The organism is Bradyrhizobium sp. WBAH42 (assembly GCF_024585265.1).
Lineage (GTDB): Bacteria > Pseudomonadota > Alphaproteobacteria > Rhizobiales > Xanthobacteraceae > Bradyrhizobium.
Genome location: NZ_CP036533.1, coordinates 2,089,751 through 2,114,641 on the forward strand (window position 1 = coordinate 2,089,751; position 24,891 = coordinate 2,114,641).

The 24,891-nt window shown below is 65.9% G+C and carries 29 protein-coding genes; 20 read left to right on the top strand and 9 right to left on the bottom strand.

Annotation, left to right across the window (positions count from 1 at the left end):
* The first annotated feature begins 11 nt into the window (after positions 1 to 11).
* The 3 genes from DCG74_RS09770 (at position 12) to DCG74_RS09780 (ending at position 4,051) form a co-directional block, all read left to right on the top strand.
* Positions 12 to 782 (top strand): enoyl-CoA hydratase, encoded by a 771-nt coding sequence (locus tag DCG74_RS09770; protein ID WP_172785193.1) that lies wholly within the window; start codon positions 12 to 14, stop codon positions 780 to 782.
* 121 nt (positions 783 to 903) lie between these two features.
* Positions 904 to 2,985: a methyl-accepting chemotaxis protein gene (locus DCG74_RS09775; protein ID WP_172785192.1), complete on the top strand. Its 2,082-nt coding sequence runs from the start codon at positions 904 to 906 to the stop codon at positions 2,983 to 2,985.
* Between the two features lie 127 nt (positions 2,986 to 3,112).
* On the top strand, positions 3,113 to 4,051 hold the full coding sequence (locus DCG74_RS09780) for a dihydrodipicolinate synthase family protein (protein WP_172785191.1): 939 nt from the start codon (positions 3,113 to 3,115) through the stop codon (positions 4,049 to 4,051).
* A gap of 236 nt (positions 4,052 to 4,287) precedes the next feature.
* On the opposite strand, the gene DCG74_RS09785 is transcribed toward DCG74_RS09780, so the two are convergent.
* Positions 4,288 to 4,434 carry a hypothetical protein gene (locus tag DCG74_RS09785; protein ID WP_172785190.1) on the bottom strand — a complete coding sequence of 49 codons (147 nt, stop codon included), beginning with the start codon at positions 4,432 to 4,434 and terminating at the stop codon, positions 4,288 to 4,290.
* Positions 4,435 to 4,482: 48 nt separating this feature from the next.
* Here DCG74_RS09785 and DCG74_RS09790 point away from each other — a divergent pair, with 48 nt between their 5' ends.
* The gene (locus DCG74_RS09790; RefSeq protein WP_172785189.1) at positions 4,483 to 5,883 is read left to right on the top strand and encodes a selenium-binding protein SBP56-related protein; all 1,401 of its coding nucleotides are present in this window, start codon (positions 4,483 to 4,485) and stop codon (positions 5,881 to 5,883) included.
* A gap of 83 nt (positions 5,884 to 5,966) precedes the next feature.
* Complete coding sequence (locus DCG74_RS09795; RefSeq protein WP_210268235.1) at positions 5,967 to 6,554, top strand: hypothetical protein; 588 nt, start codon at positions 5,967 to 5,969, stop codon at positions 6,552 to 6,554.
* 129 nt (positions 6,555 to 6,683) lie between these two features.
* Here DCG74_RS09795 and DCG74_RS09800 read toward each other — a convergent pair whose 3' ends face one another.
* From DCG74_RS09800 to DCG74_RS09810, 3 genes are read right to left on the bottom strand one after another with little or no spacing between them, the layout of a single operon-like run.
* Positions 6,684 to 7,382, bottom strand: coding sequence for a DUF1045 domain-containing protein (locus DCG74_RS09800; RefSeq protein ID WP_172785187.1), 699 nt, complete (start codon positions 7,380 to 7,382; stop codon positions 6,684 to 6,686).
* An 18-nt stretch (positions 7,383 to 7,400) separates the two neighbouring features.
* Positions 7,401 to 8,594 (bottom strand): alpha-D-ribose 1-methylphosphonate 5-triphosphate diphosphatase, encoded by a 1,194-nt coding sequence (locus tag DCG74_RS09805; RefSeq protein WP_172785186.1) that lies wholly within the window; start codon positions 8,592 to 8,594, stop codon positions 7,401 to 7,403.
* Complete coding sequence (locus DCG74_RS09810) at positions 8,591 to 9,262, bottom strand: chloramphenicol acetyltransferase (protein WP_172785185.1); 672 nt, start codon at positions 9,260 to 9,262, stop codon at positions 8,591 to 8,593. Before DCG74_RS09810 ends, DCG74_RS09805 begins: the two co-directional genes overlap by 4 nt.
* 174 nt (positions 9,263 to 9,436) lie before the next feature.
* Between DCG74_RS09810 and phnC the strand changes: the two genes are divergently transcribed.
* The 4 genes from phnC (at position 9,437) to phnE (DCG74_RS09830) (ending at position 13,055) form a co-directional block, all read left to right on the top strand.
* Positions 9,437 to 10,246: a phosphonate ABC transporter ATP-binding protein gene (gene phnC / locus DCG74_RS09815; RefSeq protein WP_172785184.1), complete on the top strand. Its 810-nt coding sequence runs from the start codon at positions 9,437 to 9,439 to the stop codon at positions 10,244 to 10,246.
* 66 nt (positions 10,247 to 10,312) lie between these two features.
* The gene (phnD, locus tag DCG74_RS09820; RefSeq protein WP_172785183.1) at positions 10,313 to 11,248 is read left to right on the top strand and encodes a phosphonate ABC transporter substrate-binding protein; all 936 of its coding nucleotides are present in this window, start codon (positions 10,313 to 10,315) and stop codon (positions 11,246 to 11,248) included.
* Between the two features lie 77 nt (positions 11,249 to 11,325).
* Positions 11,326 to 12,210, top strand: coding sequence for a phosphonate ABC transporter, permease protein PhnE (gene phnE, locus DCG74_RS09825; protein ID WP_172785182.1), 885 nt, complete (start codon positions 11,326 to 11,328; stop codon positions 12,208 to 12,210).
* On the top strand, positions 12,207 to 13,055 hold the full coding sequence (gene phnE / locus DCG74_RS09830) for a phosphonate ABC transporter, permease protein PhnE (protein WP_172785181.1): 849 nt from the start codon (positions 12,207 to 12,209) through the stop codon (positions 13,053 to 13,055). The genes phnE (DCG74_RS09825) and phnE (DCG74_RS09830) overlap by 4 nt, the downstream gene beginning before the upstream one ends.
* A gap of 122 nt (positions 13,056 to 13,177) precedes the next feature.
* Here the strand turns inward: phnE (DCG74_RS09830) and phnF are convergent, their stop codons facing one another.
* Complete coding sequence (gene phnF / locus DCG74_RS09835; RefSeq protein WP_172785180.1) at positions 13,178 to 13,906, bottom strand: phosphonate metabolism transcriptional regulator PhnF; 729 nt, start codon at positions 13,904 to 13,906, stop codon at positions 13,178 to 13,180.
* A gap of 119 nt (positions 13,907 to 14,025) precedes the next feature.
* Here phnF and phnG point away from each other — a divergent pair, with 119 nt between their 5' ends.
* The 9 genes from phnG to DCG74_RS09880 are packed head-to-tail and all read left to right on the top strand — an operon-like array spanning position 14,026 to position 21,032.
* The gene (phnG, locus tag DCG74_RS09840; protein WP_172785236.1) at positions 14,026 to 14,502 is read left to right on the top strand and encodes a phosphonate C-P lyase system protein PhnG; all 477 of its coding nucleotides are present in this window, start codon (positions 14,026 to 14,028) and stop codon (positions 14,500 to 14,502) included.
* A gap of 4 nt (positions 14,503 to 14,506) precedes the next feature.
* Positions 14,507 to 15,115: a phosphonate C-P lyase system protein PhnH gene (phnH, locus tag DCG74_RS09845; protein WP_172785179.1), complete on the top strand. Its 609-nt coding sequence runs from the start codon at positions 14,507 to 14,509 to the stop codon at positions 15,113 to 15,115.
* A gap of 4 nt (positions 15,116 to 15,119) precedes the next feature.
* The gene (locus tag DCG74_RS09850) at positions 15,120 to 16,235 is read left to right on the top strand and encodes a carbon-phosphorus lyase complex subunit PhnI (protein WP_172785178.1); all 1,116 of its coding nucleotides are present in this window, start codon (positions 15,120 to 15,122) and stop codon (positions 16,233 to 16,235) included.
* The gene (locus DCG74_RS09855) at positions 16,232 to 17,128 is read left to right on the top strand and encodes an alpha-D-ribose 1-methylphosphonate 5-phosphate C-P-lyase PhnJ (RefSeq protein ID WP_172785177.1); all 897 of its coding nucleotides are present in this window, start codon (positions 16,232 to 16,234) and stop codon (positions 17,126 to 17,128) included. The genes DCG74_RS09850 and DCG74_RS09855 overlap by 4 nt, the downstream gene beginning before the upstream one ends.
* Entirely contained in the window at positions 17,121 to 17,918 is a 798-nt protein-coding gene (gene phnK, locus DCG74_RS09860) for a phosphonate C-P lyase system protein PhnK (protein WP_172785176.1), read from the top strand. Before DCG74_RS09855 ends, phnK begins: the two co-directional genes overlap by 8 nt.
* Positions 17,919 to 17,940: 22 nt before the next feature.
* The gene (gene phnL, locus DCG74_RS09865) at positions 17,941 to 18,639 is read left to right on the top strand and encodes a phosphonate C-P lyase system protein PhnL (RefSeq protein WP_172785175.1); all 699 of its coding nucleotides are present in this window, start codon (positions 17,941 to 17,943) and stop codon (positions 18,637 to 18,639) included.
* Between the two features lie 12 nt (positions 18,640 to 18,651).
* Positions 18,652 to 19,800: an alpha-D-ribose 1-methylphosphonate 5-triphosphate diphosphatase gene (locus DCG74_RS09870; protein WP_172785174.1), complete on the top strand. Its 1,149-nt coding sequence runs from the start codon at positions 18,652 to 18,654 to the stop codon at positions 19,798 to 19,800.
* Positions 19,797 to 20,408 (top strand): phosphonate metabolism protein/1,5-bisphosphokinase (PRPP-forming) PhnN, encoded by a 612-nt coding sequence (phnN, locus tag DCG74_RS09875; protein ID WP_172785173.1) that lies wholly within the window; start codon positions 19,797 to 19,799, stop codon positions 20,406 to 20,408. The genes DCG74_RS09870 and phnN overlap by 4 nt, the downstream gene beginning before the upstream one ends.
* 12 nt (positions 20,409 to 20,420) lie before the next feature.
* Positions 20,421 to 21,032: a pyridoxamine 5'-phosphate oxidase family protein gene (locus DCG74_RS09880; RefSeq protein WP_172785172.1), complete on the top strand. Its 612-nt coding sequence runs from the start codon at positions 20,421 to 20,423 to the stop codon at positions 21,030 to 21,032.
* Positions 21,033 to 21,207: 175 nt separating this feature from the next.
* Here the strand turns inward: DCG74_RS09880 and DCG74_RS09885 are convergent, their stop codons facing one another.
* On the bottom strand, positions 21,208 to 21,939 hold the full coding sequence (locus DCG74_RS09885; RefSeq protein WP_172785171.1) for an SDR family NAD(P)-dependent oxidoreductase: 732 nt from the start codon (positions 21,937 to 21,939) through the stop codon (positions 21,208 to 21,210).
* A gap of 65 nt (positions 21,940 to 22,004) precedes the next feature.
* Positions 22,005 to 22,325: a hypothetical protein gene (locus tag DCG74_RS09890; RefSeq protein ID WP_172785170.1), complete on the bottom strand. Its 321-nt coding sequence runs from the start codon at positions 22,323 to 22,325 to the stop codon at positions 22,005 to 22,007.
* On the opposite strand from DCG74_RS09890, the gene DCG74_RS09895 reads away from it, so the two are divergent.
* Both DCG74_RS09895 and DCG74_RS09900 read left to right on the top strand, forming a co-directional pair.
* Positions 22,324 to 22,545: a hypothetical protein gene (locus tag DCG74_RS09895; protein ID WP_172785169.1), complete on the top strand. Its 222-nt coding sequence runs from the start codon at positions 22,324 to 22,326 to the stop codon at positions 22,543 to 22,545. The two genes, DCG74_RS09890 and DCG74_RS09895, sit on opposite strands and share 2 nt — an antisense overlap.
* A gap of 21 nt (positions 22,546 to 22,566) precedes the next feature.
* Positions 22,567 to 23,520 (top strand): aliphatic sulfonate ABC transporter substrate-binding protein, encoded by a 954-nt coding sequence (locus DCG74_RS09900; RefSeq protein WP_172785168.1) that lies wholly within the window; start codon positions 22,567 to 22,569, stop codon positions 23,518 to 23,520.
* A 14-nt stretch (positions 23,521 to 23,534) separates the two neighbouring features.
* On the opposite strand, the gene DCG74_RS09905 is transcribed toward DCG74_RS09900, so the two are convergent.
* Together DCG74_RS09905 and DCG74_RS09910 are read right to left on the bottom strand one after the other, a co-directional pair.
* Entirely contained in the window at positions 23,535 to 24,038 is a 504-nt protein-coding gene (locus DCG74_RS09905; RefSeq protein ID WP_172785167.1) for a DUF6496 domain-containing protein, read from the bottom strand.
* Between the two features lie 68 nt (positions 24,039 to 24,106).
* Positions 24,107 to 24,889, bottom strand: coding sequence for an alpha/beta fold hydrolase (locus DCG74_RS09910; RefSeq protein ID WP_172785166.1), 783 nt, complete (start codon positions 24,887 to 24,889; stop codon positions 24,107 to 24,109).
* Positions 24,890 to 24,891: the final 2 nt, after the last annotated feature.

Below are 24,891 nucleotides of genomic sequence, written 5' to 3' on the forward strand. Positions count from 1 at the left end.
GGAGCAGACCAATGACCGAGCACGTCCGGATCGAGAAAAACAACGGAATTCTCACCCTCACCCTGGCGCGTCCCGACAAGAAGAACGCGCTGACCGATGCGATGTACGGCAAGCTGGCCGACACGATCGAATCCGCCGAGCTCGACCCGTCCGCCCGCGTGATCCTGATCCGCGGCGAGGGCGACATGTTCACCGCCGGCAACGACGTCGGCGAGTTCGCGGCCGTCGCGGCCGGCAAGTCCGAAGGCAGCCGCAACGTGGTGCGCTTCATCCAGTCGCTGGCGCGCTGCACCCGGCCGCTGGTCGCGGCCGTGCAGGGCCGCGCCGTCGGCGTCGGCACCACGATGCTGCTGCATTGCGACCTCGTCGTGCTCGCCGACAACGCGCAATTGTCGACGCCCTTCGTCAGCCTCGCGCTGGTGCCGGAAGCCGCCTCCAGCCTGTTGATGCCGGCGCGCATCGGCTATGCCCGCGCCTATGAGATGTTCGCGCTCGGCGAGACCGTGCCGGCCAAGTCCGCGCTGGAATGGGGCCTCGCCAACCGCGTGTTGCCGCTGGACAAGCTCGATGCCGGTGCGCTTGCGCTGGCGCAGCGTCTCGCCCGCCAGCCGGCCGGCGCCCTCATCGCCACCAAGCGGCTGATGCGCAACGGCGAGGCGCTGGTCGCGCAGATGCAGGCCGAAGGCGAGCAGTTCGCGCAGCGCCTGCGTACCGCCGAAGCACGCGAGGCGTTTACGGCGTTTGCGGAGCGCCGCCCGCCGGATTTCACGAAGGTGGCGTGAGCCGGCTGCCCCGGACAGGGCCGGCAACTCCGGGGCGCTTATCATTTGATATAAACCTTAACGAAACTTTGGCATGTGGCCGTGCAAGGTGACCGCTCTCGGCGAGCGGGTCTTTGGGTCCATGTCCATTTTTAAGAAATCGGTAAGCACGCTTCTCCTGGTTCTGATGACGCTGCTGGCGGCCGGCGCGCTGACCAGCACGGCCATCCAGATGGTCGGGGCTCTCGGCCGCTATAGCGACAGTCTGGAGACCGAGCGGCTCGCGAATGCCGACAAGTCGATCTTCCACGGCGTGGTTGCCCTGCGCAGCAATCGCGGCGATGCCCAGAGCGCGCTGCTCGGCGAGGACGATCCGCGCGCCAAGCTCGGCGCCGCCGAGAAAGCCGAGCAGGCCGGTTTTGACGCCATCAGCGCTGCGCTCTCCACCGTCGAATTCGCGGCGCGCGACGAGCTCGCCAGCACGCTGAAGCAGCGCTGGAGTGAGGCCGCACCAAAATTCCAGTTGTTCTACGACGAGGCCAAGCTGCCGCGCGCCGAGCGCAAGCTGGAGCGCACCGCACCCTGGTACGATGCGGTCACCAAGGTGATCGAGACCGCCAATCTCGCCTCCACCGCGGTGTCGAACCGCGCCTGGATGAACGATCCTTACATCGCCCGCATGATCCAGGCCCGCCGCCTCGCCTGGCAGGTGCGCGACCGCTACGGCATCCAGTGCTCGACCCTGCGGCCGAACGTCAACGCCAGCAAGCCGCTCGACGACACCCAGAAGCAGACCGTGGCCGGATGGAACGGCGTCGTGACCGCCGGGTGGACCGGCATGGAGGAGCTCCTGGCTGCGCCTGACGTGCCGGCCGAACTCGTCAACACGGCCAAGGATGCGAGGGCCAAGACTGACGGCGCCCTCAAGCAGATCGGCGAGCTCACCAAGGGCTTCGACGGCAGCGGCCGGCCCGCGATGCCCGCCTCGGAATGGAACGCATTGTGCCAGTCCCCCTTCGCGTCCATCGTCGCGGTCGCGAGCAAGGCGCTCGACCTGTCGATCGCGCGCGCTGAGGCGGTCCAGGCCAAAGCGTTGACCAATCTCATCGTGCAATCCTTCGCGTTCCTGCTCGCGCTGGCCGTGACCCTCGCCGGCGTGTTCGTGGTGCGCAATCGCCTGATGCGGCCGGTGCGCGCCATCCTCGACGCCATCGCCCGCATCAGCGCCCGCGACTATGCGACGCCGGTGCCGCAATCGCGGCATCCCGACGAGTTCGGCACCATGGCGGCTGCGCTCGAAAGCCTGCGCGAGAGCGCGGCGACCGCGGAGCGGCTCGGCCGCGAACGCGAATCGCAGCAGGCGCTTCAGCTCGCCCGCTCCGGCACCGTCGATGCCGCCTGCCGCAGCTTCGACGATACGGTGCAGGCCGTTATCCAGAGCGTTGCGGCCTCGACGCGCGAGCTCGACGCCACCGCCAGCGGCGTGCGCTCGCTGGTCTCGGAATCGAGCAACCAGACCGCGGCGGTCTCCTCCGCCGCCGAGCAGGCCACCAACAATCTCGAGACCATTGCCGCCGCGACCGAGGAGCTCTCCGCTTCCGTGGGAGAGATCTCCGCGCAGGTGCAGTCGAGCGCGCGCGAGGCCCGCGAGGCCGTGGCCCAGGCCGAGCAGACCAATGCGACGGTCGAGATCCTCGATCAGACGGCCAGCCGCATCGGCGAGGTCGTGAAGATGATCAACGCGATCGCCGCCCAGACCAATCTGCTGGCATTGAACGCCACCATCGAGGCCGCGCGCGCGGGCGAGGCCGGCCGCGGCTTCGCCGTGGTCGCGGGCGAGGTCAAGAGCCTCGCGACGCAAACCGCGACCGCGACGGAAGAGATCTCGCGCCAGGTCGAGGAGATCCAGGGCGCGACCGGCCAGGCGGTCGCCGCGATCCGGTCGATTGGCGGGGCCATCGGTGGTATCGACGAGAAGATGACGGCGATTGCCGCCGCGGTCGAAGAGCAGCGCGCGGCGACGACGGAAATCTCGCGCAACTTCCAGCAGGCGGCCCAGGGCACCCGCGAGGTCACCGACACGATCGGCAGCGTCGCCAGGCTCAACCAGGAGACCGGCAATGCCGGGACCGTGCTGTCTGAGTCCGTCAAGAAGATGTCGGCGGATGCCGATCGTCTTCGCGTCGCCGTCGAGGGCTTCCTCGGCGCCGTGAAGAGCGCCTGATTTTCGTCCTCTTTCCATCGGGCGTCGCGCGGGCATTGCCGCAGCCCGGCACTGCGGGTACATCTGTGCCGCCTCGCTCCCGCGAGCGCAGCGACAGACGCAAGACACATCAGGGATGGAGAGTTCGATGCCGGTCACCCCACACAAGGCCCAACGCCCTTATCGCGGCGTGTTCCCGGTCGCGCCCACCATCTTCGACGAGCGCGGCGAGCTCGACCTCGAGGGCCAGCGCCGTTGCATCGACTTCATGATCGATGCCGGCTCGCACGGCATTTGCATCCTCGCCAATTTCTCCGAGCAGTTCGTGCTTACCGATGCCGAGCGCGAGACGGTGATGCACACGGTGCTGGAGCATGTGGCCGGCCGGGTTCCCGTGATCGTCACCACCACGCATTTCAGCTCGGCCGTGTGCGCGGCGCGCAGCAAACAGGCCGAGGCGGCCGGCGCCGCCATGGTGATGGTGATGCCGCCCTATCACGGCGCGACCTTCCGCGTCCCCGAGAAAGGCATCGTCGAATTCTTCAAGGTGCTCTCCGGGGCGATCAATATCCCGATCATGATCCAGGACGCGCCGGTGGCCGGCACGCCGCTGTCGGTCGAGTTGCTGGCGCGGCTGTCGCGCGAGTTTGCCAACATCCGCTATTTCAAGATCGAGGTGCCGGGCGCGGCCTCGAAACTCCGCAGCCTGATCGAGGCGGGCGGCAAGGACATCGAAGGTCCCTGGGACGGCGAGGAGGCAATCACGCTGCTCGCCGATCTCGACGCCGGCGCCACCGGCGCCATGACCGGCGGCGGTTATCCCGACGGCATCCGCCAGATCATCGATCCCTATTTCGCCGGCGATCGCGAGAAGGCGAAGGCCGCCTACGAGCGCTGGCTGCCGCTGATCAACTACGAGAACCGCCAATGCGGCCTGATCGCCTGCAAGGCCATGATGCAGGCCGGCGGCGTGATCAAGTCGGAGGCGGTGCGCCATCCGCTGCAGCCGCTGCATCCGGCAACGCGGGCGGGTCTGCTGGAACTGGCCAAGGAGCGCGACGCACTGGCGCTCAGGTGGGGGAAGTAGAGCCACATACCCCGCGGCCGTGGGGTGGGCAAAGCGAAGCGTGCCCACCACCTGTTGCCATCGCGAAAGTTGGTGGGCAGGGCGCAAGCGCGCCTTTGCCCACCCTACGAAGGCTGCGCTGGGGGAAATAGGTCTCTCCCCGTCATTGCGAGGAGCGAAGCGACGAAGCAATCCAGACTGTTTCCGCGGAGACAGTCTGGATTGCTTCGCTTCGCTCCTCGCAATGACGGGGGCGCTCATTTCGCCTGAAGGCGTCGAATTAACGCAATTCCGCCAGTTTCCGCCGGCCCGGCGATGGCATATTGTACGCCCGCCAACCGGCCCTGCGGAGAATCCCAGGCATCGCGCAACAAGACATCGCGCAACAGCTCTTCTTTTGCCACGATCCCGAGCCAGGTTGGTGCAAACCGACAGAACAGGGAGGCAGTGCCATGACGATGAGGCCGGATCCCACCTTTCACGCATCGCCCAAGCTTGCGATGGAAGCGCCTGCGGAGAACTTTGCTTACACCTTGCTGCTCAGTCCGGATTTCTCAAAGCCGGACGCTCTCGCGGTCATCGACGTCAAGCCGGGATCGCCGACCTATAGCCAGATCGTCCACACCGTCACGATGCCCAACAAGGGCGATGAGTTTCATCACTTCGGCTGGAATGCCTGCTCCTCCGCTCTGTCGCCGCTCGCCGGACACGCCTTCATCGAGCGGCGCTATCTCATCATCCCAGGGCTGCGTTCGTCGCGGATCTACGTCATCGATACCAAGCCCGATCCGACCCAAGCCAAGATCCACAAGATCATCGAGCCAGAGGAGGTCTTCAGGAAGACCGGCTACTCACGGCCGCACACGATCCATTGCGGGCCGGACGGCATTTACGTGAGCACGCTGGGCGGCGGCGGCAAGGACGGCACCAACGGACCTCCGGGCGTCTTCATCATGGATTGCGAGACGTTCGAAGTGCTTGGACGATGGGAGATCGACCGTGGCCCGCAGACGCTGCATTATGATTTCTGGTGGAATCTGCCGCGCGACTACATGGTGACGAGCGAATGGGCGTTGCCGCCGCAGTTCGAGAACGGGATCGTCCCGGAAGATCTGCTTGCGAACAAATATGGCCATCGTCTCCACTTCTGGGACCTTCGCGCCCGCCGCAACGTCCAGACCATCGACCTCGGCGCCAATCATCAGATGGCGCTGGAGGTGCGGCCGGCGCACGATCCGGTTCGCGAGTACGGGTTCGTCGGTGTGGTGGTCGACACCACCAACCTCGAAGCATCGATCTGGACCTGGTGGCGCGAGGATGGAAAATTCCATGCCGAGAAGACGGCGACGATTCCTCCTGAACCCGCGCCCAAGGAGCAGCTGCCGCCGCTGCTGCAGGGATTTGGCGCCGTGCCGCCGCTGGTGACGGACATCGACCTGTCGATGGATGACCGGTTTCTCTATGTCTCGTGCTGGGGGACGGGTGAGATGCGCCAGTACGACGTCAGCGATCCCAGAAAGCCGAAGCTTGCGGGCTCAGTCCACATCGGCGGCATCGCGCGGCGCACGCCCCATCCGAACGGCAAGGCCTTTGCGGCAGGTCCGCAGATGGTCGAGATCAGCCGCGACGGCCGGCGCGTGTACTGGACCAATTCGCTCTATTCCACCTGGGATGACCAGTTCTATCCCGACGGGGTTCCGGGCGTGGAAGTCATGGCGAATGTCGGTCGCAACGGTGGCCTCGAGCTCGACAAGAACTATTTCGTGAGTTTCCCCGACGGATATCGTGCGCACCAGATCAGGCTCGAGGGCGGCGACTGTTCGACGGACTCCTTTTGCTACCCGTCGGTCTAGATGGGACGCATGCGAGCCCGGCCCTTGGCTGGCTGTGGCTCGCGCTTGTTGCGAGCGGCCTCTACCACGGGGTCAATCCGGGAATGGGATGGCCGCTCGCCGTTTCGGCCGGGCTCATGGACAAGAGCCCGCGCGCGCTCTTCCGTGCATTGTGGGCTCTGGCGGCCGGGCATCTCCTGGCAACACTTCTCGTGTTGCTGCCGTTCGCCTTCCTGCTCGTGCTGGCCGCGTGGCAGCGTCCGATCCAGATCGGTGCGAGCCTTCTCGTCATCGGCTTTGGCGTCTATCGGCTGATCGACCGGCGTCATCCGCGCACGCTGGCACGAATTCCGCCGACGCAATTGGCGCTCTGGTCATTTGCCGTCGCCATCGCTCACGGCGCCGCCCTGATGCTCGTGCCGATCTATCTCGGGCTCTGCAAGGCCTTCGATCTCGATGCCGGCCATGAGGCGGCGGGCGCGCTGATGAAGGCAAATCTCGGGATGGCGGTGCTGGTGTCCCTGGTGCACGTTGCCGCCATGGTCGGCGCCGGCGGATGTCTGGCGTGGCTGGTCTACCGCCATCTGGGATTGAGGTTCGTCTCGCGAAGCTGGTTCAACCTGGATGCAGTCTGGGCGACCAGCCTCGTTGTGGTTGGCGCGGTGGCGCTCGCTTTCAATCTTGCGAGCTAGCGCTAAATTAGGCTGAGTATGTCTCCCCAACGTCATTGCGAGCGAAGCGAGGCAATCCAGACTTTCCCTCTGGAGAAAGTCTGGATTGCTTCGTCGCTTCGCTGCTCGCAATGACGGAGGACGTGGTGACTATCTTGCCAGAGCCCACTCGCCGATGATGCGGAAGCGCGCCTTGGCATCATCCTGCTTGAACAGCGCGATGCGGTCGACCGCTAGCGCGTCGAGCTTCAGCGCCGCAAAACGCTCCCGCAGCATCGCCAGGATCGGCCCGCGCCGTTCCGCATCCAGGCGCCCCGTCAGCGTCATGTGGAAGCGGAATTCTTCCATCACGTAGGGATAGCCCCAGCGGTCGAGATAGTCGCGCTGCCGCTCGCTGAGCTTCTCCGGCTTGCGCCGGGCGCGATCTTCCGCCGTCAGCGCGGCGCGAAATGGGTCGAACTCGCGAACGCAATCGGCGGCAAGCTGCTGCAGAGCTTCGACCGGCGCGGCCGGAATCACGGCAATGAAGCCGCTGATGGAATCCACAATTGGCGAGATCACGGGATGCGGCCGCGCCTCGGCGGCGAAGGCCGCGCAGGCAGCCTTCAGATCGGCTTCGGTCTTGCCAGGCGACAGCGCCATCGGCGCCTTCAGCGTGGCGTGAAAGCCGTATTTGCGGGGATCGGCGCTGACCTCGCGCCAGTCCGGCGCGACATGCAGCGCTTGTTGCGGAAACGGCAGCTCGTCTCCGGTATAGGCGTCATAGCCGAGCAGCTCGGCGCCGAAGCGGGAGAGGGCGCTGTCGCTGCCGGCGGCAAAATAGATCGCGTAGCGGGGGAAACCTGTCATTACCTCAGCATAACCAATTCATGCCGCAACGATAGCCTCGCGCGGCGTTGCTGCCGTGGTGAGCAGCCGCGTCGCGTCGGTGAGATGCACGAGCTTGCCGCCTGAGATCACCGCGATCAGCCGCGGCCGCAGCTCCACGCTGTCGTCGACGAGGAGAATGTCAGCGCGGCGCCCCTCCGCGAGCAGGCCGCGATCGGTGAGGCCGGTCGCGCGCGCCGGGCCGGCGGAGACCAGATCCCAGGCCTGAGCCAGCGGCACCACGCCATCGGCGGCCAGGCGGAACGCGGCGAGCAGCTGCGCGGGATAGTAATAGTCCGACGCCAGCACCGAGCAGAGCCCTTTGGCGATCATGTCGGAGGCCCTGGTCCAGCCGGTGTGGCTGCCGCCCCGCACGACGTTCGGCGCGCCATAGACGATGGCATCGCCGTGGCTGGCCGCAGCCCGCGCCGTTTCCTCGTTGATCGGAAATTCCGCGATCAAGGCGCCGAGCTCGCGAAAGTCCCGGCGCATCGTTGGGCTCGCGTCGTCATGCGAGAGCATCCGCACCTCGGCTGCGCGGGCAAAAGCGGCCAGCCGTGATACCGAAGCCGGCACCTCGGCGGCGCGCGAGACCACACGCTCGACCAGCTTGTCAAAATCCTCGCTCGACAGCCCGGTGCGCTCCACCATGCGGTTGCGCTTGCGCGGCTTGGCCATGTCGGCGACCGTGCCGTCCATGTGATCATTGAAAGCGAACAGGTCGACGCGGCCCTCGCTGAGCCATTGTGCGATCTCGGCCTCGGCATCGAGATTGTAGGTCTCGTGCCGCAGGTGGAAGCGGGTGTCGGCGGCGAATTGCGGGCGCTGCCGCTCGATCGCCTCCATCAGGCCGCGCGCATTGTCGGCGCTGCGCAGGCCCGGCTCCCAGGAGCAGGTCGTGGCGTGAAACACGGTGGTGATGCCATTGCTGATCGCCTGGCGGTCGCTGTCGGCGAGCGCAACGTCGATCGGAAAGTCGACGCCGGCGCGCGGCATCATCTGCCGCTCGAAGGCATCGCCATGCAGATCGACGATGCCGGGCAGCACCAGCAGGTCACGCGCGTCGAGCGTCAGCCGCGCCCGGCCGCGAGAGGCATCGATCGCTGCAATGTCCGTTCCGGAGACGAGAAGAGAGGTTTCGGCGAGCTCGGCGCCGATCAAGGCCCGGCCGCCTTCGATGAATATGTCTGTCACGCGACCGCGCTTCGTTTGCTGGCAGGGGAATTGGCGAGTGAGCTTGCCCGTGCTTCGTATGTCGAGAGGAAATCTTCAATCCCGAGCTTGCGGAAATCGGGCAGCGTCGCGCGCAATTTGTCGTGATCCCAGTCCCACCAGGCAAGCTTTGCAAGGCGTCCGGCGATCTCCTCCGAGAACCGCCGCCGTACGATACGGGCTGGGTTGCCGGCGACGATGGTGTAGGCCGGCACGTCCTTGGTGACGATCGCGCCGGCGGCGATCACCGCGCCGGTGCCGATGTTGCGGCCCGGCAGCACGATCGCGCCATGGCCGATCCAGACGTCATGGCCGATATGAACGTGATGCTGGCGCCGCCAGTCGAAGAACTCGAAATCGTCGCTCGCACCCTCGAAATAGGCGCTGGAGCGGTAGGTGAAGTGCGCCTGCGTGGCGCGATGCATCGGATGGTTGCCGGGATTGATCCGGGTCATCGCCGCGATCGAACAGAATTTTCCGATGGTGGTGTAGGTGATCTGCGCGTCGTTCACGACATAGGAGTAATCGCCCATCGCCACTTCATGCAGGATGGTGCGGGCGCCGACCTCGGTATAGGCGCCGAGCCTGGTCTCGTGCAGCTTGGCCGAGGGATCGACGGTCGGCTGAACCGAAAGAGCTTTGGCGGCCATGTTGCATCCGAAGTGCGAGGGCGGGCGTTTTTCTTCGAGCGGCTGGATGACGATGTCATGACAACGAGATGACAGGGGATGACGTGCGTAGGATCGCCGCATCGCAGCGCGTGTGTCACACAAGTGTTAAGCACGGGCGTTAGCGGTTGGCTCCAGCTACTCTGGAGCCCCTGTATGCTGGTGGTTGAAGGCCTGACGTGTCGCTTCGGCGCGAAAGCCGCGGTGGACGACGCTTCGTTTCAAGTTTCCCCCGGCGGCTTCGTCGGTGTGATCGGGCGATCCGGCGCCGGCAAGTCGACATTGCTGCGGACCATCAATCGCCTCGTGACGCCGACCGGGGGACGCATCCTGTTCGACGGCGTCGACGTCACCTTGCTGCGCGGCAAGGAGCTGCGGCAGTGGCGCGCCCGCTCGGCGATGATCTTCCAGCAGTTCAACCTGGTCGGTCGGCTCGACGTGCTCACCAATGTCCTGATGGGCCGTCTCGCCACGATGCCCGCCTGGCGCTCGCTGTCGCAGGCCTGGCCCGAGCAGGACAAGGCGCTGGCGATGTCGGCCCTCGAGCAGTTCGACATCGCTTCGCTCGCTGCCCAGCGGGCCGACCAGCTCTCCGGCGGCCAGCAGCAGCGCGTCGCGATCGCTCGCGCGCTGGTGCAGCAGCCCGACATCATCCTCGCCGACGAGCCGATCGCCTCGCTCGATCCGCGCAACACCAAGATCGTGATGGATGCGCTTTTGCGCATCAACAAGCATTTCGGTATCACGGTGCTCTGCAACCTGCATTCGCTCGATTTGGCCCGCACCTACTGCGACCGCCTGATCGGCATGGCCGCCGGGCGCGTGGTATTCGACGGCGCGCCGGCCGCGCTGACCGATCACGTCGCGCGCGAGCTCTACGATCTCGAAGCTGCCGACGTCGTGGGTGGCCTGCCTGTCCCGGCGCCCGAGGGCGTGCCGGCGCTCGGAACCGCCGCAGCCGCCTAAAGCCGCATCGCACCTGTTCAATTGCCAGTTTGCGTCAACCGACCCCCAACCGATGAAGAGGGTATCATGATCACTCGCAGATTAATCCTGGCCGGCGCCGCTGCGCTCGCTTTCACCGCCTCCGCCTCGGCCGACGACTGGAAGGCCAAGTATCCCGAGCTGACCTTCGCCGTCGTCCCGGCCGAGAACGCGTCGGGCGTCACCGAGCGCTGGGCACCGTTCATGACTTATCTATCGAAAGAACTCGGCGTAAAGGTCACGCTGCGCATCGCCAACGACTATGCCGCGGTGATCGAAGGCCAGCGCGCCGGCAATATCCACATCGCCAGCTACGGCTCGGCCGCGTTCGCGCGTGCCCGCCTGACCGGCGTCAAGTCCGAGGCCTTCGCCAACGACATCAACGCCGACGGCTCGACCGGCTACTATTCGGTGTTCTTCGTCAAGGCAAGCAGCGCCTACAAGAAGATCGACGACCTGAAGGGCAAGAACCTCGGCCTCGTCGACCCGAACTCGACCTCCGGCAACAACGTGCCGCGCTTCGAGCTCGACAAGATGGGCATCCACGATGCCGACGCCTATTTCGGCAAGGTCGTCTTCACCGGCAGCCACGAGAACGCGATGCTGGCGCTGGCGCAGGGCACGGTCGAAGTCGCTGCCAACCAGTGGACCAGCGACGACGATTCCACGCTGGCGCAGATGCTGACCAAGGGGATGCTGAAGAACGCCGACGGCTCGGCGATGAAGAAGGACGATTTCCGCATCATCCACAAATCGGCGCCGATCATCAACGGCCCCTATGCCTACAATTCCGACCTGCCGGAAGACGCCAAGACCGCCATTGCCAAGGCGTTCTTCGACGCGCCGGCCAAGGACAAGGCCGCGTTCGACCGTCTCTCCGACGGCCAGAAGAAGGGCTTTCATCCCGCCACCACCAAGGACTGGGATGGCACGATCGAGCTGATCAAGTTCGTCGACGCACTGCGTAAGAAGAAGGCGTCCTGAGTCTTCGGGACGATGCACCTGACTGAGCCGGGTCCCAAAGACCCGGCTCTTTCTTTGACGGGACCTGTTTCGACCCCATGACGACAGCGGTTTCCATCCTCCCCGAGCAGCAGCTCGCCGCGCTCAACGCTGCCTATCGCCAGGCGGTTTCACGCAGGCGGCTTCGTCTCCTGTTGGGAGCGGGCGTGTTTGCCGCCGCGCTGGCTCTCGCCGCGATCGGCGCCGAAGTGAATTTGCGCACGCTGTTCACCTATTTCGGCAACTTCGTCAGCTATTTCGACCGCATCCTCACGCTCGACAGCGGCCAGCGGGTCTGGACCGATGTCGGCGAGTGGTTCTGGGGCTGGCGCAAATGGCTGAAGATGCTGGGTGAGACGCTGCTGATCTCCTATGTCGGCACGCTGATCGGCGCGACCTTCGCCTTCGCCCTCAATTTCTTCGCGGCCGAGAACACCTCGCCCGCGCCCTGGCTGCGCTTTACCGTGCGGCGCCTGCTCGAATTCGCCCGCACCGTTCCCGGCATCGTCTTCGCGCTGGTCTTCGTCATCGCCTTCGGGCTCGGGCCGATGGCGGGCGTGCTGGCGATTGCGATCCACTCCACCGGCGCGCTCGGAAAACTGTTCTCGGAGATCGTCGAGAATGCCGACATGAAGCCGGTCGAGGGCATCCGCTCGACCGGGGCGAGCTGGCTCTCCTGCATGCGCTTCGCCATCGTGCCGCAGGTCACCGCCGGCTACGCCAGCTACGCGCTACTGCGCTTCGAGATCAATGTCCGCGAAGCCTCCGTCATGGGCTTCGTCGGCGCCGGCGGCATCGGCCAGGAGCTCGTCGTCGCGATCCGCAAGTTCTACTATTCGGACGTCAGCGCCATCCTGCTCACCATCATCGTCACGGTCTTCATCATCGACATCACCACCGGCTGGCTGCGCGGCCGCCTGTTCGGCAAGGAGGCGCGGACGTGACGAGGCCGCAGGAGGTCGATACGCGCGAGATGCGTGCACGCTACCCCGATGTGTTCGATCGGCCGGCCTCGGCGCGGCTCGCGACGCCCGCGATGATCGTCGCGGCGTTCGCGATTCTCATCTACGCCCTCGTCGATCTCGATTTCTCGCCGTCGCGCTTCTTCGCCGGCCTCAACCAGCTCGGCTGGATTAGCCTGATGATGATCCCGCCGGATCCCGGCTCCTCGCTGCCGGTCTATCTGAAGGCGCTCGGGGAGACGCTCTCGATCGCGCTGCTCGGCACCACGCTGGCAGCGGTGTTCGCGCTGCCGGTGAGCTTGCTGGCCGCGCGCAACATCGTGCCGTCGAACATCCTGCGCTTCCCGGTCCGTCGTTTCCTGGATTCGATCCGCGGCGTCGACACCCTGATCTGGGCGCTGGTGTGGATCAACGTCGTCGGCCTCGGCCCGTTCGCCGGCGTGCTCGCCATCGCGGTGTCGGATTTCGGCGCCTTCGGCAAGCTGTTCTCGGAGGCGATCGAGGGCGCCGACCAGAAGCAGGTCGAAGGCATCCGCGCCTCCGGCGGCAGCGCGCTGCACGAGATCCGCTTCGGCCTGCTGCCGCAGGTGCTGCCCGTGATTGCCGGACAGGTGCTCTATTTCATCGAATCCAACACGCGCTCGGCGACCATCATCGGCATCGTCGGCGCCGGCGGCATCGGCCTCCAGCTCGCCGAGCAGATCCGCGTGCTGGAATGGCAGAAAGTGTCGTTCCTGATCCTGATGATCCTGGTCGCGGTCGCCGCGATCGATTTCATCTCGGGCAAGCTGCGCTTTGCGATCATTGGGCGAAGGGCTGTGGCCTGAGCAAAGGTGCCGTAGGGTGGGCAAAGCGAAGCGTGCCCACCACCTCTCACGATCGAGAAAGATCGTGGGCACGGCGCAAGGGCGCCTTTGCCCACCCTACAGGTCCGGTGTCGTGGAGAGAGCTACGACTCCACCAAAAACTCCACCCGCTCTGCCGCAAACCGCGAGTGCTTGGTCACCAGCGGCCTGCCCGTGAGATCGTGGTCGGTGGCGTCCACCACCAGGATCGGCCGCCCCAGCGCTAGATCGAGACGTGCCGCATCGGTCGCGTCCACGATGCCCGCGGTGATTCGGGTTGCGCCGCGGCGATAGTCGCGGACGCCAAAATGCTCCAGCAGCTTCGTCATCGAGCGCGTCGCCGCGAACACGGCGCCGGCACCCGGGAACAGGTCCGCCGACAGCCAGGTCGTGGAAACGCAAATCGGCGTACGGTCGGCAAGGCGGATCGCCTCGATCCGCACCAGGGGCGCGCCGGTCTTTAGTCCCAGCTCCCGCGCGAGCTCGCGCGTCGCGACGTCATCGGTCGCCTCGATCAGCCGGCCATGCGGCTCGCGGCCATCCGCGCCGACGATCTCGGAGAAGCGCGTGCGCGAGCGCAAGGGATAAGCGAGCTTCTGTGCCTCGACATAGGTTCCGCTGCCGCGCTCCGCGCGCACCAGGCCGCGCTCGGCAAGTGCCGCGAGCGCGCGCCGTACGGTGTGGCGGTTGACGCGATAGGTTTCGGCGATCTCCATCTCGCCCGGCAATTTGTCGCCGGCCGCAAAGCGGCCGTCGGCGATGCCGCGCTCGATGCCGTCGGCAACGAGGCGCCATAGCGCGACGCCCGACGAGGCTGTGTCCTGCATGCTCATGTCGCGGGAAACCTACTCCAGAAATCACAGCATTGTCACGAAACAGTCATGGCGCGTCCTTATGAAGTTGTCTATTATCATAGACAACTTCGATGCGGCAAGTTCTGTCAAAAGGTTCGGTGGACCAGGTGACCCAGCACAACAATCAGCAAGCCCAGCGCAAGGCCGCAATGGCGGTGCTGGCGCACGCGGAGGCGGGCGAGATCGCCGCTCGCCTCCGCAACTTGGCCTCGGACCGGGCCTTGCCGGACCATCAGGACCTGCGCACGCCGGAGAACGGCCTCGTCATGCTGCGCGGGCGGGTCGGCGGCGACGGCGCGCCGTTCAATCTCGGCGAAGCCACGGTGTCGCGCGCCGCGGTGCGGCTTGCGAGCGGCGAGGTCGGGTTCGGCTACACGCTCGGCCGCGACGGTGAGAAGGCGCGGCTGATCGCGCTCTGCGATGCGCTGGTGCAGTCCCGCGATTTCGGCGGAGCGGTGGAGCGCGACGTTATCGCGCCGTTGCGCGAGCAGCTTATGGTCAGGCGCAAGCAGGCGGCGGAAGCGACCGCCGCGACGAAGGTTGATTTCTACACCATGGTGCGCGGTGAGGGGTGAGATCATGACCACGATTGCGGAACTGCCGCCGGGTTTCGCCGACAAGGTGCTGTCGGCGCAATCGACCTTTCGCTCGGTCATGGATGCCATGGCGCGGCCGGGCTCGGTTCAGCGCATCGTGCCGATGGCGGGGGCGCCTGATACGATGATGCGCGGCACCGCCGCGATCGCGCTGACGCTGTTCGATCACGACACGCCGCTCTGGCTCGATGCGCGGATGGCGGAGAGCGCGGACGTGACGAAGTGGCTCAAGTTCCACACCGGCGCGCCGGTCGTGCAGGATTCGTCCATCGCCTCGTTCGCGCTCATCGGCGACGGCGGTGCGCTGCCTTCGCTCGAGCGCTTCGCGCTCGGCACGAGCGAGTATCCGGACCGGTCGACGACCGTGATCATCCAGGTCGACAGCCTCGCCTCCGGGCGCAGCTTCGAGCTGCGCGGCCCCGGCATCGATGGTGTCGCCACGCTGCGGGCGTCGATCAAGCCTTTCGACCTGTTCGAGCGCCTGCATATGAACGAAGCGCTGTTTCCGCGCGGTATCGATGTGGTGCTGGTCGCCGATGACGCCGTGGTCGCGATCCCCCGCACCACGCGCGTCGTAAGCAAGGGAAGCTGAAAGCATGTATGTCGCAGTCAAAGGCGGCGAACGCGCCATCGAGAACGCCCATCGCTTGCTCGCGCATAAGCGGCGTGGCGACGAAAGCGTTGCGGAAATCGCCCTCGATCAGATCTCGGAGCAGCTCGGCCTTGCCGTCGATCGCGTCATGAGCGAAGGCTCGCTCTATGACCGCGAGCTCGCGGCGCTTGCGATCAAGCAGGCGCGCGGCGATTTGATCGAGGCGATCTTTCTGGTTCGCGCCTTCCGCGCCACGCTGCCGCGTTTCGGCGCCAGCGAGCCGGTCGACACCGGCGCGATGCGGGTGCAGCGGCGGGTGTCGGCGACCTTCAAGGACATCCCCGGCGGCCAGATCCTGGGGCCGACCTTCGACTACACGCACCGCCTGCTCGACCCTTCGCTCGCCGAAGGCTTTGTGCCGGAGAGGCCGGCTGCGGCCGAAGCCTCGACTGCGCCGACGCCGCGCGTGACCGACATTCTCGGCCGCGACGGGCTGATCGAATCATCGCCCGAGGCCGCGGACGGCGCCAGCGTCGGCGATCTCACCCGCGAGCCGCTGAATTTCCCCGCGGACCGCGATTTGCGTCTGCAAAACCTTGCGCGCGGTGACGAAGGCTTTCTGCTCGCGATGGGCTATTCCACCCAGCGCGGCTACGGCCGCAACCATCCCTTTGTCGGCGAGATCCGCTTCGGTGAGGTCGAGGTCGAATTTGTCGCGGAAGACGTCGGCTTCGCCGTGCCGCTCGGCGCGATCGAGCTCACCGAGTGCCAGATGGTCAACCAGTTCAAGGGCTCCGCGACCGAGGCGCCGTGCTTCACCCGCGGCTATGGCCTCGCGTTCGGCCAGAGCGAGCGCAAGACCATGTCGATGGCGCTGGTCGATCGCGCGCTGCGCGCGCGTGAGCTCGGCGAGGAGGCGCTTGCCCCCGCGCAGGACGAAGAGTTCGTGATGTCGCATTCGGACAATGTCCAGGCAACCGGCTTCGTCGAGCACCTGAAGCTGCCGCATTATGTCGATTTCCAGTCCGAGCTCGGCCTCTTGCGCAAGCTGCGCCAAGAGTTCTCTAAAGCGTTCGCCGATGCCAACACGCCCGATGCCATGAAGGAGGCCGCGGAATGAACGCGCCCGCCTACAACTTTGCCTATCTCGACGAGCAGACCAAGCGCATGATCCGCCGCGCGATCCTGAAGGCGATCGCGATCCCCGGCTATCAGGTGCCGTTCGCCAGCCGCGAAATGCCGATGCCCTACGGCTGGGGCACCGGCGGCGTGCAGGTCACCGCCGCGATCCTCGGGCCCCAGGACGTGCTGAAGGTGATCGACCAGGGTTCCGACGACACCACCAACGCGATCTCGATCCGCAAATTCTTCGCCAAGACCGCGGGCGTTGCGACGACGACGGCGACGGACGAGGCAACCGTGATCCAGACCCGCCACCGCATCCCGGAGACGGCGCTATGTGCGAACCAGGTGCTGGTCTATCAGGTGCCGATCCCCGAGCCGTTGCGCTTCCTCGAGCCGCGCGAGACCGAGACGCGGCGCATGCACGCGCTCGCCGAATACGGCCTGATGCATGTGAAGCTCTACGAGGACATCGCCCGCTTCGGCCATATCGCCACCGCCTATGCCTATCCGGTGAAGGTGAACGCGCGCTACGTGATGGACCCGTCGCCGACGCCGAAATTCGACAATCCCAAGATGGACAATAGCCCGGCACTGCAATTGTTCGGCGCCGGCCGCGAGAAACGCATCTACGCGATCCCGCCCTATACGCAGGTGGTGTCGCTCGATTTCGAGGATCACCCGTTCGAGCCCTACCGCTTCAATGCGCCCTGCGCGCTCTGCGGGGCGGAGAATTCGTATCTCGACGAGATCGTGACCGACGACAAGGGCGGGCGCATGTTCGTCTGCTCGGACACCGATTATTGCGAGGGCCGCCAGGCCGCCGGCCATCACGGCAGCCTCAGTGCCGCGCCGTACAAGGAAAAGGCGCAGGAGGCCGCGCATGGCTGATCAGAATTTGCTCGACAACGACGAGCCGCTGCTGGTCGCAACATCCCTCAGCAAGTCGTTCGGCCGCATCAATGCCTGCCGCGACGTGTCGTTCTCGCTCTATCCCGGCGAGGTGCTGGCGATCGTCGGCGAATCCGGCTCGGGCAAGTCGACGCTGCTGCAGATGCTGTCGGGCCAGCTCACGCCGACCGCGGGCCACGTGTCGTACCGGATGCGCGACGGCGTCACCCGCGATCTCGCCACGCTGGGCGAAGCCGAACGGCGCTTCCTGTTCCGCACCGACTGGGGTTTCGTGCACCAGGATCCCGCGCAGGGCCTGCGCATGGCGGTCTCCGCCGGCGCTAATGTCGGCGAGCGGCTGATGGCGGTGGGCTGGAATCATTACGGCCGCATCCGCGACACCGCCTCCGACTGGCTCACCCGCGTCGAGATCGACACAGCGCGCATCGACGATGCGCCGCGCACCTATTCCGGCGGCATGCGCCAGCGCCTCCAGATCGCCCGCAACCTCGTCACCGAGCCGCGGCTCGTGTTCATGGACGAGCCGACCGGCGGTCTCGATGTCTCCGTGCAGGCCCGCCTGCTCGACCTGTTGCGCAGCCTCGTCGCCGAGCTGAACCTCGCCGTAATCATCGTCACCCACGATCTCGCGGTGGCGCGCCTCCTGTCGCACCGCGTGATGGTGATGAAAGGCGGCCGCGTCATCGAGACCGGCCTGACCGATCAGGTGCTCGACGATCCGCGCGAGCCCTATACCCAGCTCCTCGTCTCCTCGATCCTGCCGCCATGAACTTTACGATATGAGCCCTCCAATGACCGCCATGATCGACATCACCGACGCCGGCAAGACCTTCACGATGCACCTGCAGGGCGGCATCGAGCTGCCGGTGGTGCGCGGCGTGACCTTCCAGGTCAATCCCGGCGAGTGCGTCGTGCTGTCGGGCCCATCCGGCGCCGGCAAGTCGTCGATCCTGAAGATGATCTTCGGCAATTACCGCTGCGACAGCGGCCGGATCGGCATCCGCCATCGCGGCAAGGTGGTCGATCTCGCCACCGCCGAGCCGCGTCAGGTGCTCAATATCCGCCGTTCCACCATCGGCTATGTCAGCCAGTTCCTGCGGGCCGTGCCGCGGGTTGCGACCATCGACGTCGTCGCGGAGCCGCTGATCGTGAACGGCATGAGCCGGGCCGACGCACAGGCGCGCGCCGGCGAATTGCTGCATCGCCTCAACATCCCCGAGCGACTTTGGCAGCTGCCGCCCGCGACCTTCTCCGGCGGCGAGCAGCAGCGCGTCAACATCGCGCGCGGCTTCATCTCGGATCTGCCGATCCTGCTGCTGGACGAGCCGACCGCCTCGCTGGATGCCGCCAATCGCGCCGTGGTGGTCGAGCTGGTCGCTGAAAAGAAACATCAGGGCGTCGCCATGGTCGCCATTGTCCATGACGACGAAATCCGTCATCTGATTGCCGACCGCATCGTTGACGTCACCAGCTTTGCCGCCGCGGCCTGAAGGAACGGGGAAATGAAGAAGGAATCCATGATCGCCAATGCCAGGATCGTGCTGGCTGACCGGGTGATCGAGCAGGGCTGGCTCGCGCTTGCCGACGGCCGCATTGCGGAGATCGGCGAGGGCAGGGCGCCCGCGGGCGCCGAGGATGCCGGCGGCGACTTGATCATGCCCGGCCTGATCGAGCTCCACACCGACCATCTCGAAGCGCATTACGTGCCGCGGCCAAAGGTGTTCTGGAATCCGGTCGCCGCCGTCATCTCCTATGACGGCCAGCTTGCGACCTCGGGCATCACCACCGTATTCGATTCGCTCCGGGTCTGGCGCGAGGACGGCGCCGAGGAGGTCGATGGCCGCGCCGGCGTGCTCGCCGCCGCGATCACCAATGCGCGCGAGGCCAACCTGCTGCGCGCCGATCACTTCCTGCATCTGCGCTGCGAGATCCCGATGCCGAGCGTGGTCGAGGAGGCCAAGGAGCTGATCGACCGTCCGGACGTCAAGCTGATGTCGCTGATGGACCACACGCCCGGTCAGCGCCAGTTCCGCGACGAAATCAAGCTGCGCGACTATTACCGCGGCAAGGGCGGCGGCAAGACCGATGCCGAGCTCGACGAATTGTTCGCAAAGCGTTTCGAATATCAGAGGCTCTATGCCGCGGCGAACATGCGCGAGATCGTGGCGCTGGCGCATGAGTACAACATTCCGCTGGCGAGCCACGACGATACCACCGAGGAGAACGTCGCGGACGCCGTGCGCGACCGCGTCTCGGTCGCGGAATTCCCGACTACGCTGGAGGCCGCACGCGGCCTGCATCAGGCCGGCATCGACATCCTGATGGGCGCGCCGAACGTGGTGCGCGGCGGCTCGCACTCCGGCAACATCGCCGCGGTCGATCTCGCGCGCGAAGGCCTGCTCGACATCCTGTCGTCGGATTACATCCCGTCGAGCCTTTTGATGGCCGCGCTGCAATTGCCCGAGCATGTGCCCGCGATCAGCCTTCCGGCAGCGGTTCGCACGGTGACGAAGGCGCCCGCCGAGGCGGTCGGCCTCACCGACCGCGGCGAGGTCGCGACCGGCAAGCGCGCCGATTTGATCCGCGTCCATGTCGCAGGCCACGTTCCCGTGGTCCGCAGCGTCTGGCGCGAAGGACACCGCGTGGCATGAGCGAGGCCATGACCACGGCCGAGGGCGAGACCGGTGCAATCGGCCCCGGCCGGCTCGTGCTCGTGGTCGGCCCCAGCGGCGCCGGCAAGGATACTTTGCTGCGGCTGGCGCAAGCAGTCTGCAGCGACGATCCCGACATCGTCTTCCCGCGCCGCATCGTGACGCGTGCGTCCTCGGCCGATGAAGACAATATCGCGGTCAGCCCCGACGAATTCCGCCGCGCGCGCGAGCACGGCGACTTCGCCGTGCACTGGGAGGCGCATGGGCATTCCTATGCACTGCCGCTCGAGATCAACGATGACATCCGCGCGGGCCGCACCATCGTCGTCAACGTCTCGCGCACCGTGATCGAAGCCTTGCGCCGGGCCTATGCCGAGGTCGTGGTGGTCGCGATCACAGCGCCGCCGGACGTATTGGCGCAGCGGCTTGCCGCGCGCGCCCGGAAAAGCGACGGCGACATCGGCGAGCGGCTGTCGCGCAGCGTCGACGACGCGTCGGCGCAGGCGGATGTCACCATTCTCAATGCCGGCAGCGCGGATTATCACAGCCGCCAGCTGGTGCGCGTGATCAGGAATCAAGGCTGGCAAGACGAGTTGTCGGCGCGATAGAGAGAGTGTGGGATGACGGTGATCGAAACGATCGAACAGCTGGAAGCCATCTACGGCGCCACCAATGACGCCTCGACCGTGAAAGTCGCCGACCACGTCACCCCGCTCTACCGCATCTTCATCGAGAAGGCGCCGTTCGCCGCGCTCGCCACCATCGGGCCCGAGGGAATCGACTGCTCTCCGCGCGGCGATCTGCCCGGCTTCGTCCGCATCCACGACCCCAAGACCTTGATGCTCCCCGACCGCCGCGGCAACAACCGGGTCGATTCCTTGCGCAATATCGTGCGCGACCCGCGCGTGTCGTTGATGTTCCTGATTCCCGGCTCCGGCAATGCGGTGCGGGCCAACGGCCGCGCGCATCTGTCGATCGATCCGGAGCTGCTGGCCTCGTTCAAGGTCGAGGGCAAGGCGCCGCGCAGCGTCATGGTGATGAACGTGGACGAGATCTACTTCCAATGCGCCCGCGCCATCGTCCGCGCCGACCTCTGGAATCCCGACAAGCGCGTCGATCCGAAGACGCTGCCGACGCCGGGGCAGATTCTTGCGGAGATGAGTGACAACAAGGTCGGCGGTGCGGAGTACGACCGGATCTGGCCGGAACGGGCGGCGGCAACGATGTGGTGAGTTCCTTCTTCCCCTCTCCCCTTGTGGGAGAGGGTGGCTCGCCGCGAAGCGGCGAGACGGGTGAGGGGTCTCCATCCTCACGAAGAGTGTTGCGCGCGGATAGATACCCCTCATCCGGCGCTTCGCGCCACCTTCTCCCACAAGGGGAGAAGGAAGAAGAGCCCGCCGCTCCGCTTCAATTAAACGCCATCCCGCCGCTCAGCGCGATGGTCTGTCCGGTCATGTAGGCATTGTCGATCAGCAGCATCACGGCCTTCGCCACCTCATCCGCCGTGCCGAAGCGGCCGAGGGGGATGCGGCCGACGAGCTGGAGCTGGCCGCTCATCATGTCGGTCTCGATCAGCGATGGCGCCACGGCGTTCACGGTGATGCCCTCCTTCACCAGCCGCGCCGCATAGCCGCGCGTCAGGCCCTCCATGCCTGCCTTTGACGCATTGTAGTGCGGGCCGATCGAGCCCGCACCGCGCGCGGCACCCGAGGAGATGTTGACGATGCGGCCCCATGCCCGCGCGCGCATCGATGGCAGCACCGCTTGCGTGCACAGGAAAGCGGATTTCAGGTTGACCAGGATGGTGCGGTCGAAATCATCCTCGGTGAGATCGTCGACGCCGCGCGTGATCGCAATGCCGGCATTGTTGACGAGGATGTCGATCGGCCCGAGCCCGGCCGTGACTCGCTCGACCATATCAGCCACGGCTTCGCGCTGCGAGACGTCGGCGGCGACCACGATGGCGCGGCCGCCCTGCTTGCCGATCTCGCCCGCCAGCTGCTCGGCTTGCCCGATTCTCTCGCGGCAGTTGATCGCAACCGCTGCACCTGTTTCGGCCAGCACGCGACAGACGGCCGCGCCAATTCCGCGCGAGCCGCCGGTCACGAGCGCCGTGCGCCCCTTCAGAGCATCCGCCATGCCTGGAACCTCCCATATCATTGGCGTTGGGAGCGTATCATGCCCGCTGCCCGCGCGCGTTGAACTCATCGCGAGATGAATCCGTCTGTCCGTGCTTGCGGCGGGAGAACCCGCCCAGCGCGCGCGCCGTAAATATGGATAGCCATTTCATTGACCAATCCTGCCGATCGCTCGATATTCGAGGCACCGAAACTGCTCATCGAGCCTGAAGCCGCATTATGAAAACCGATCGCCAGCGCAATCAGAACGACATGCATGCGTGCATGACGCGGCGCTGTTTCTCTGCGGCCACGGGCGCCTGTTGTTGCTGCTGACCGTTTCCTAGCAGCACCTTCCACCGAAAATCCCAAGACAGAAACGCCGAACTTCGGCGAACGAGCAGTCATGTCCCAGATCCAGTCGAACGCCTACATCATCGAAATCCACGACCGCGCCGCCGGCATCATCACGCGTGATGAGCGCGGCTTCCGCTTCTTCTCCTCCGAGCGCCTGTTCGACAGCCTCGAAGGCCGCCAGTTCCGTTCGGCCCGCGAGGCCGAGCGCGCCGCCCGTGCGGTGTTCTCCGAGCGTGGCCGTCGCGCGAGCTCGCAACTTTTCGCCAACTGATCCCACCGAAAGGACCGCGTTATGATCAATCGACGACACATTCTGGCTACGACGCTGTTGCTTGCGACGGCCCTGGCTGTACCCGCCCACGCCGAGGACAAGCCGGCGGAAATCCGCATCGGCACGCAGAAGGGTGGTTTCTTCCCGGCGGTGCGCCAGCGCCAGACTCTGGAAAACGCCTTCAAGCCGCTCGGCATCGAGATCAAGTGGATCGACTTCCAGTTCGGTCCGCCGCTGCTGGAGGCCATCAATGTCGGCAGCGTCGATTTCGGCTATGTCGGCGACTCCCCGCCGATCTTCGCGCAGGCCGGCGGCGCCAAGATCCGCTACGTCGCTGCGGTGAAATCCGACGGCAACACCCAGGCGATCATCGTGCCGAAGGATTCGCCGATTCGCTCGCTCGCCGATCTCAAGGGCAAGCGCGTCGCCTTCGGCAAGGGATCGAGCGCGCATAATCTGCTGGTCGCTGCGCTCGAAAAGGCCGGCCTGTCCTGGTCCGATATCACGCCGGCGCCGCTCGCCCCGGCCGATGCGACGGCAGCCTTCGTCAAGGGCTCGGTCGATGCCTGGTCGATCTGGGATCCCTATCTGGCGCTCGCCGAATTGAAGGAGAGCGCGCGCGTGATCGCCTTCGACAAGGACGTGCACAAGCCGAATGCGTTCTACATCGCCAACACGGATTTCGTCGATAAATTTCCTTCGCTGGTCGCCAAGCTCAACACCACCTTCGCGTCCGAAGGCGTCTGGGCCAACGAACACCACGAGGACGTCGCCAAAGCCCAGGCAGACGCGACCGGCGTTGACATCGAGGCCGTCAGGCGTTTCGTGGATCGCTCCAACTTCCGCGTAGTGCCGCTCGACGCCGAGGTGGTCAGGAGCCAGCAAGCGGTCGCCGATTGCTTCGCAAAGCTGGGCCTGATCCCGAAGCCGGTCAACGTCTCCGACATCGTCTGGAAATGGACGCCGGGTTCTTGAACCGGCGCGACTGATCAGCTCCGGCGGCGCGCCCTGGTGCGCGCCGCCTTCTTGGCGGCAGCGGAGCGGACCTTGGCGCCTTTGGTGCGGCTCGCCTTCCGCGCCGTGGCAGAGCGGGACGCTGCGGTTCGGCGGCTTGCGGCACGTTTGGCCTGTTTCGACAGTGCGCCGCGCGATGCCGTGGAGCGCGGCTCCTTCTTCAGGACGTTCGTGACGGCGCGCGATACTTTCGGCCTCCGCTTCGGCGTGCGTTTGCCCTGGCCGACCTCATAGGCATATTTGGCGCTGCGCCGCGTCGCCTTCTTGGTGCGTCCCTTGCTCGGTGGCGGCAGATCGACGCCGGCCCGGCGCGCCTCGGACAGGCCGATCGCGATCGCCTGCTTGGTCGAGCGCGCGCCGTGCTTGCCCTTGCGGATCCTGTCGATCTCGTCCTTGACGAATTCGCCGGCCTGCGTGCTGGCCGACTTGCCGGCGCGCTTGTCTTGCCTCGCTTTGCGAATGACTTCCTGTCTCGGCATGGTCTAGTTCCCCTTCTAGAGTGAGAGGGATGTCTGACCGCAACGCGCAAGACGGAAGATCGATCCGTTTAGTTCCGCAGCGCCGCCAGCAACTCGTCCGGCCGCTCGGCCATGATCATGTGGCCGGCGCCGGGCACCACGACGGTCTTTGCATGCGGGATCGCGGCGGCGAGCGCCTTGCCCGCCTTGGCCGGCGTCATCATGTCCTTTTCGCCCAGGATCAGCGTTGTCGGCACCTTCACGCTCGCTGCAGCAGCAAGCGCATTCGTATAGGAGTTGCAAGCCGACAGATCCCTGAACAGAACGCCCGGCTCGCATGCCCTGAGCACCGCCTGCGCGCCGCCATGCATCCACAGGCCCGGCGCCAGGCTGCCGCCGAGCTCGGCGTTGAAGCCGAGGCCCCAGATCGAGACCATGTCGTTGGCATCCTGCGAGTTGGCTTCGGCGGCCTTCAGGAGCTCCGGGCCCACCGTCATGGTCGCGGCGGTGCCGATCAGGCTCAGCGCGGAGACCTTGTCCGGATGCCGCGCCACCGTTTCCAGCGAGATCAGCGATCCCATGGAGTGGCCGATCAGATGCGCCTTCGCAGCTCCCGCCGCTTCGAGCAGCGCTGCTGTCCAGTCGGCCATCTCCGCGATGCTGCCGAGTGAAGGCCCAGTAGAGCGGCCGTGGCCGGGCAGGTCGGGCGCCAGAACGGAAAAACCGTGATGGGCGAACCAGCGCGTATGCAGCGCCCAGGTCGAATGGTCGAAGCCGGCGCCGTGGATGAAGACGACCGCGGGCAGGGATTTGTCGAAGTCGCGGCCGCCGGTTGCGACAAACACATCGGTGCCGTTGACGGAGAGCTTCATGA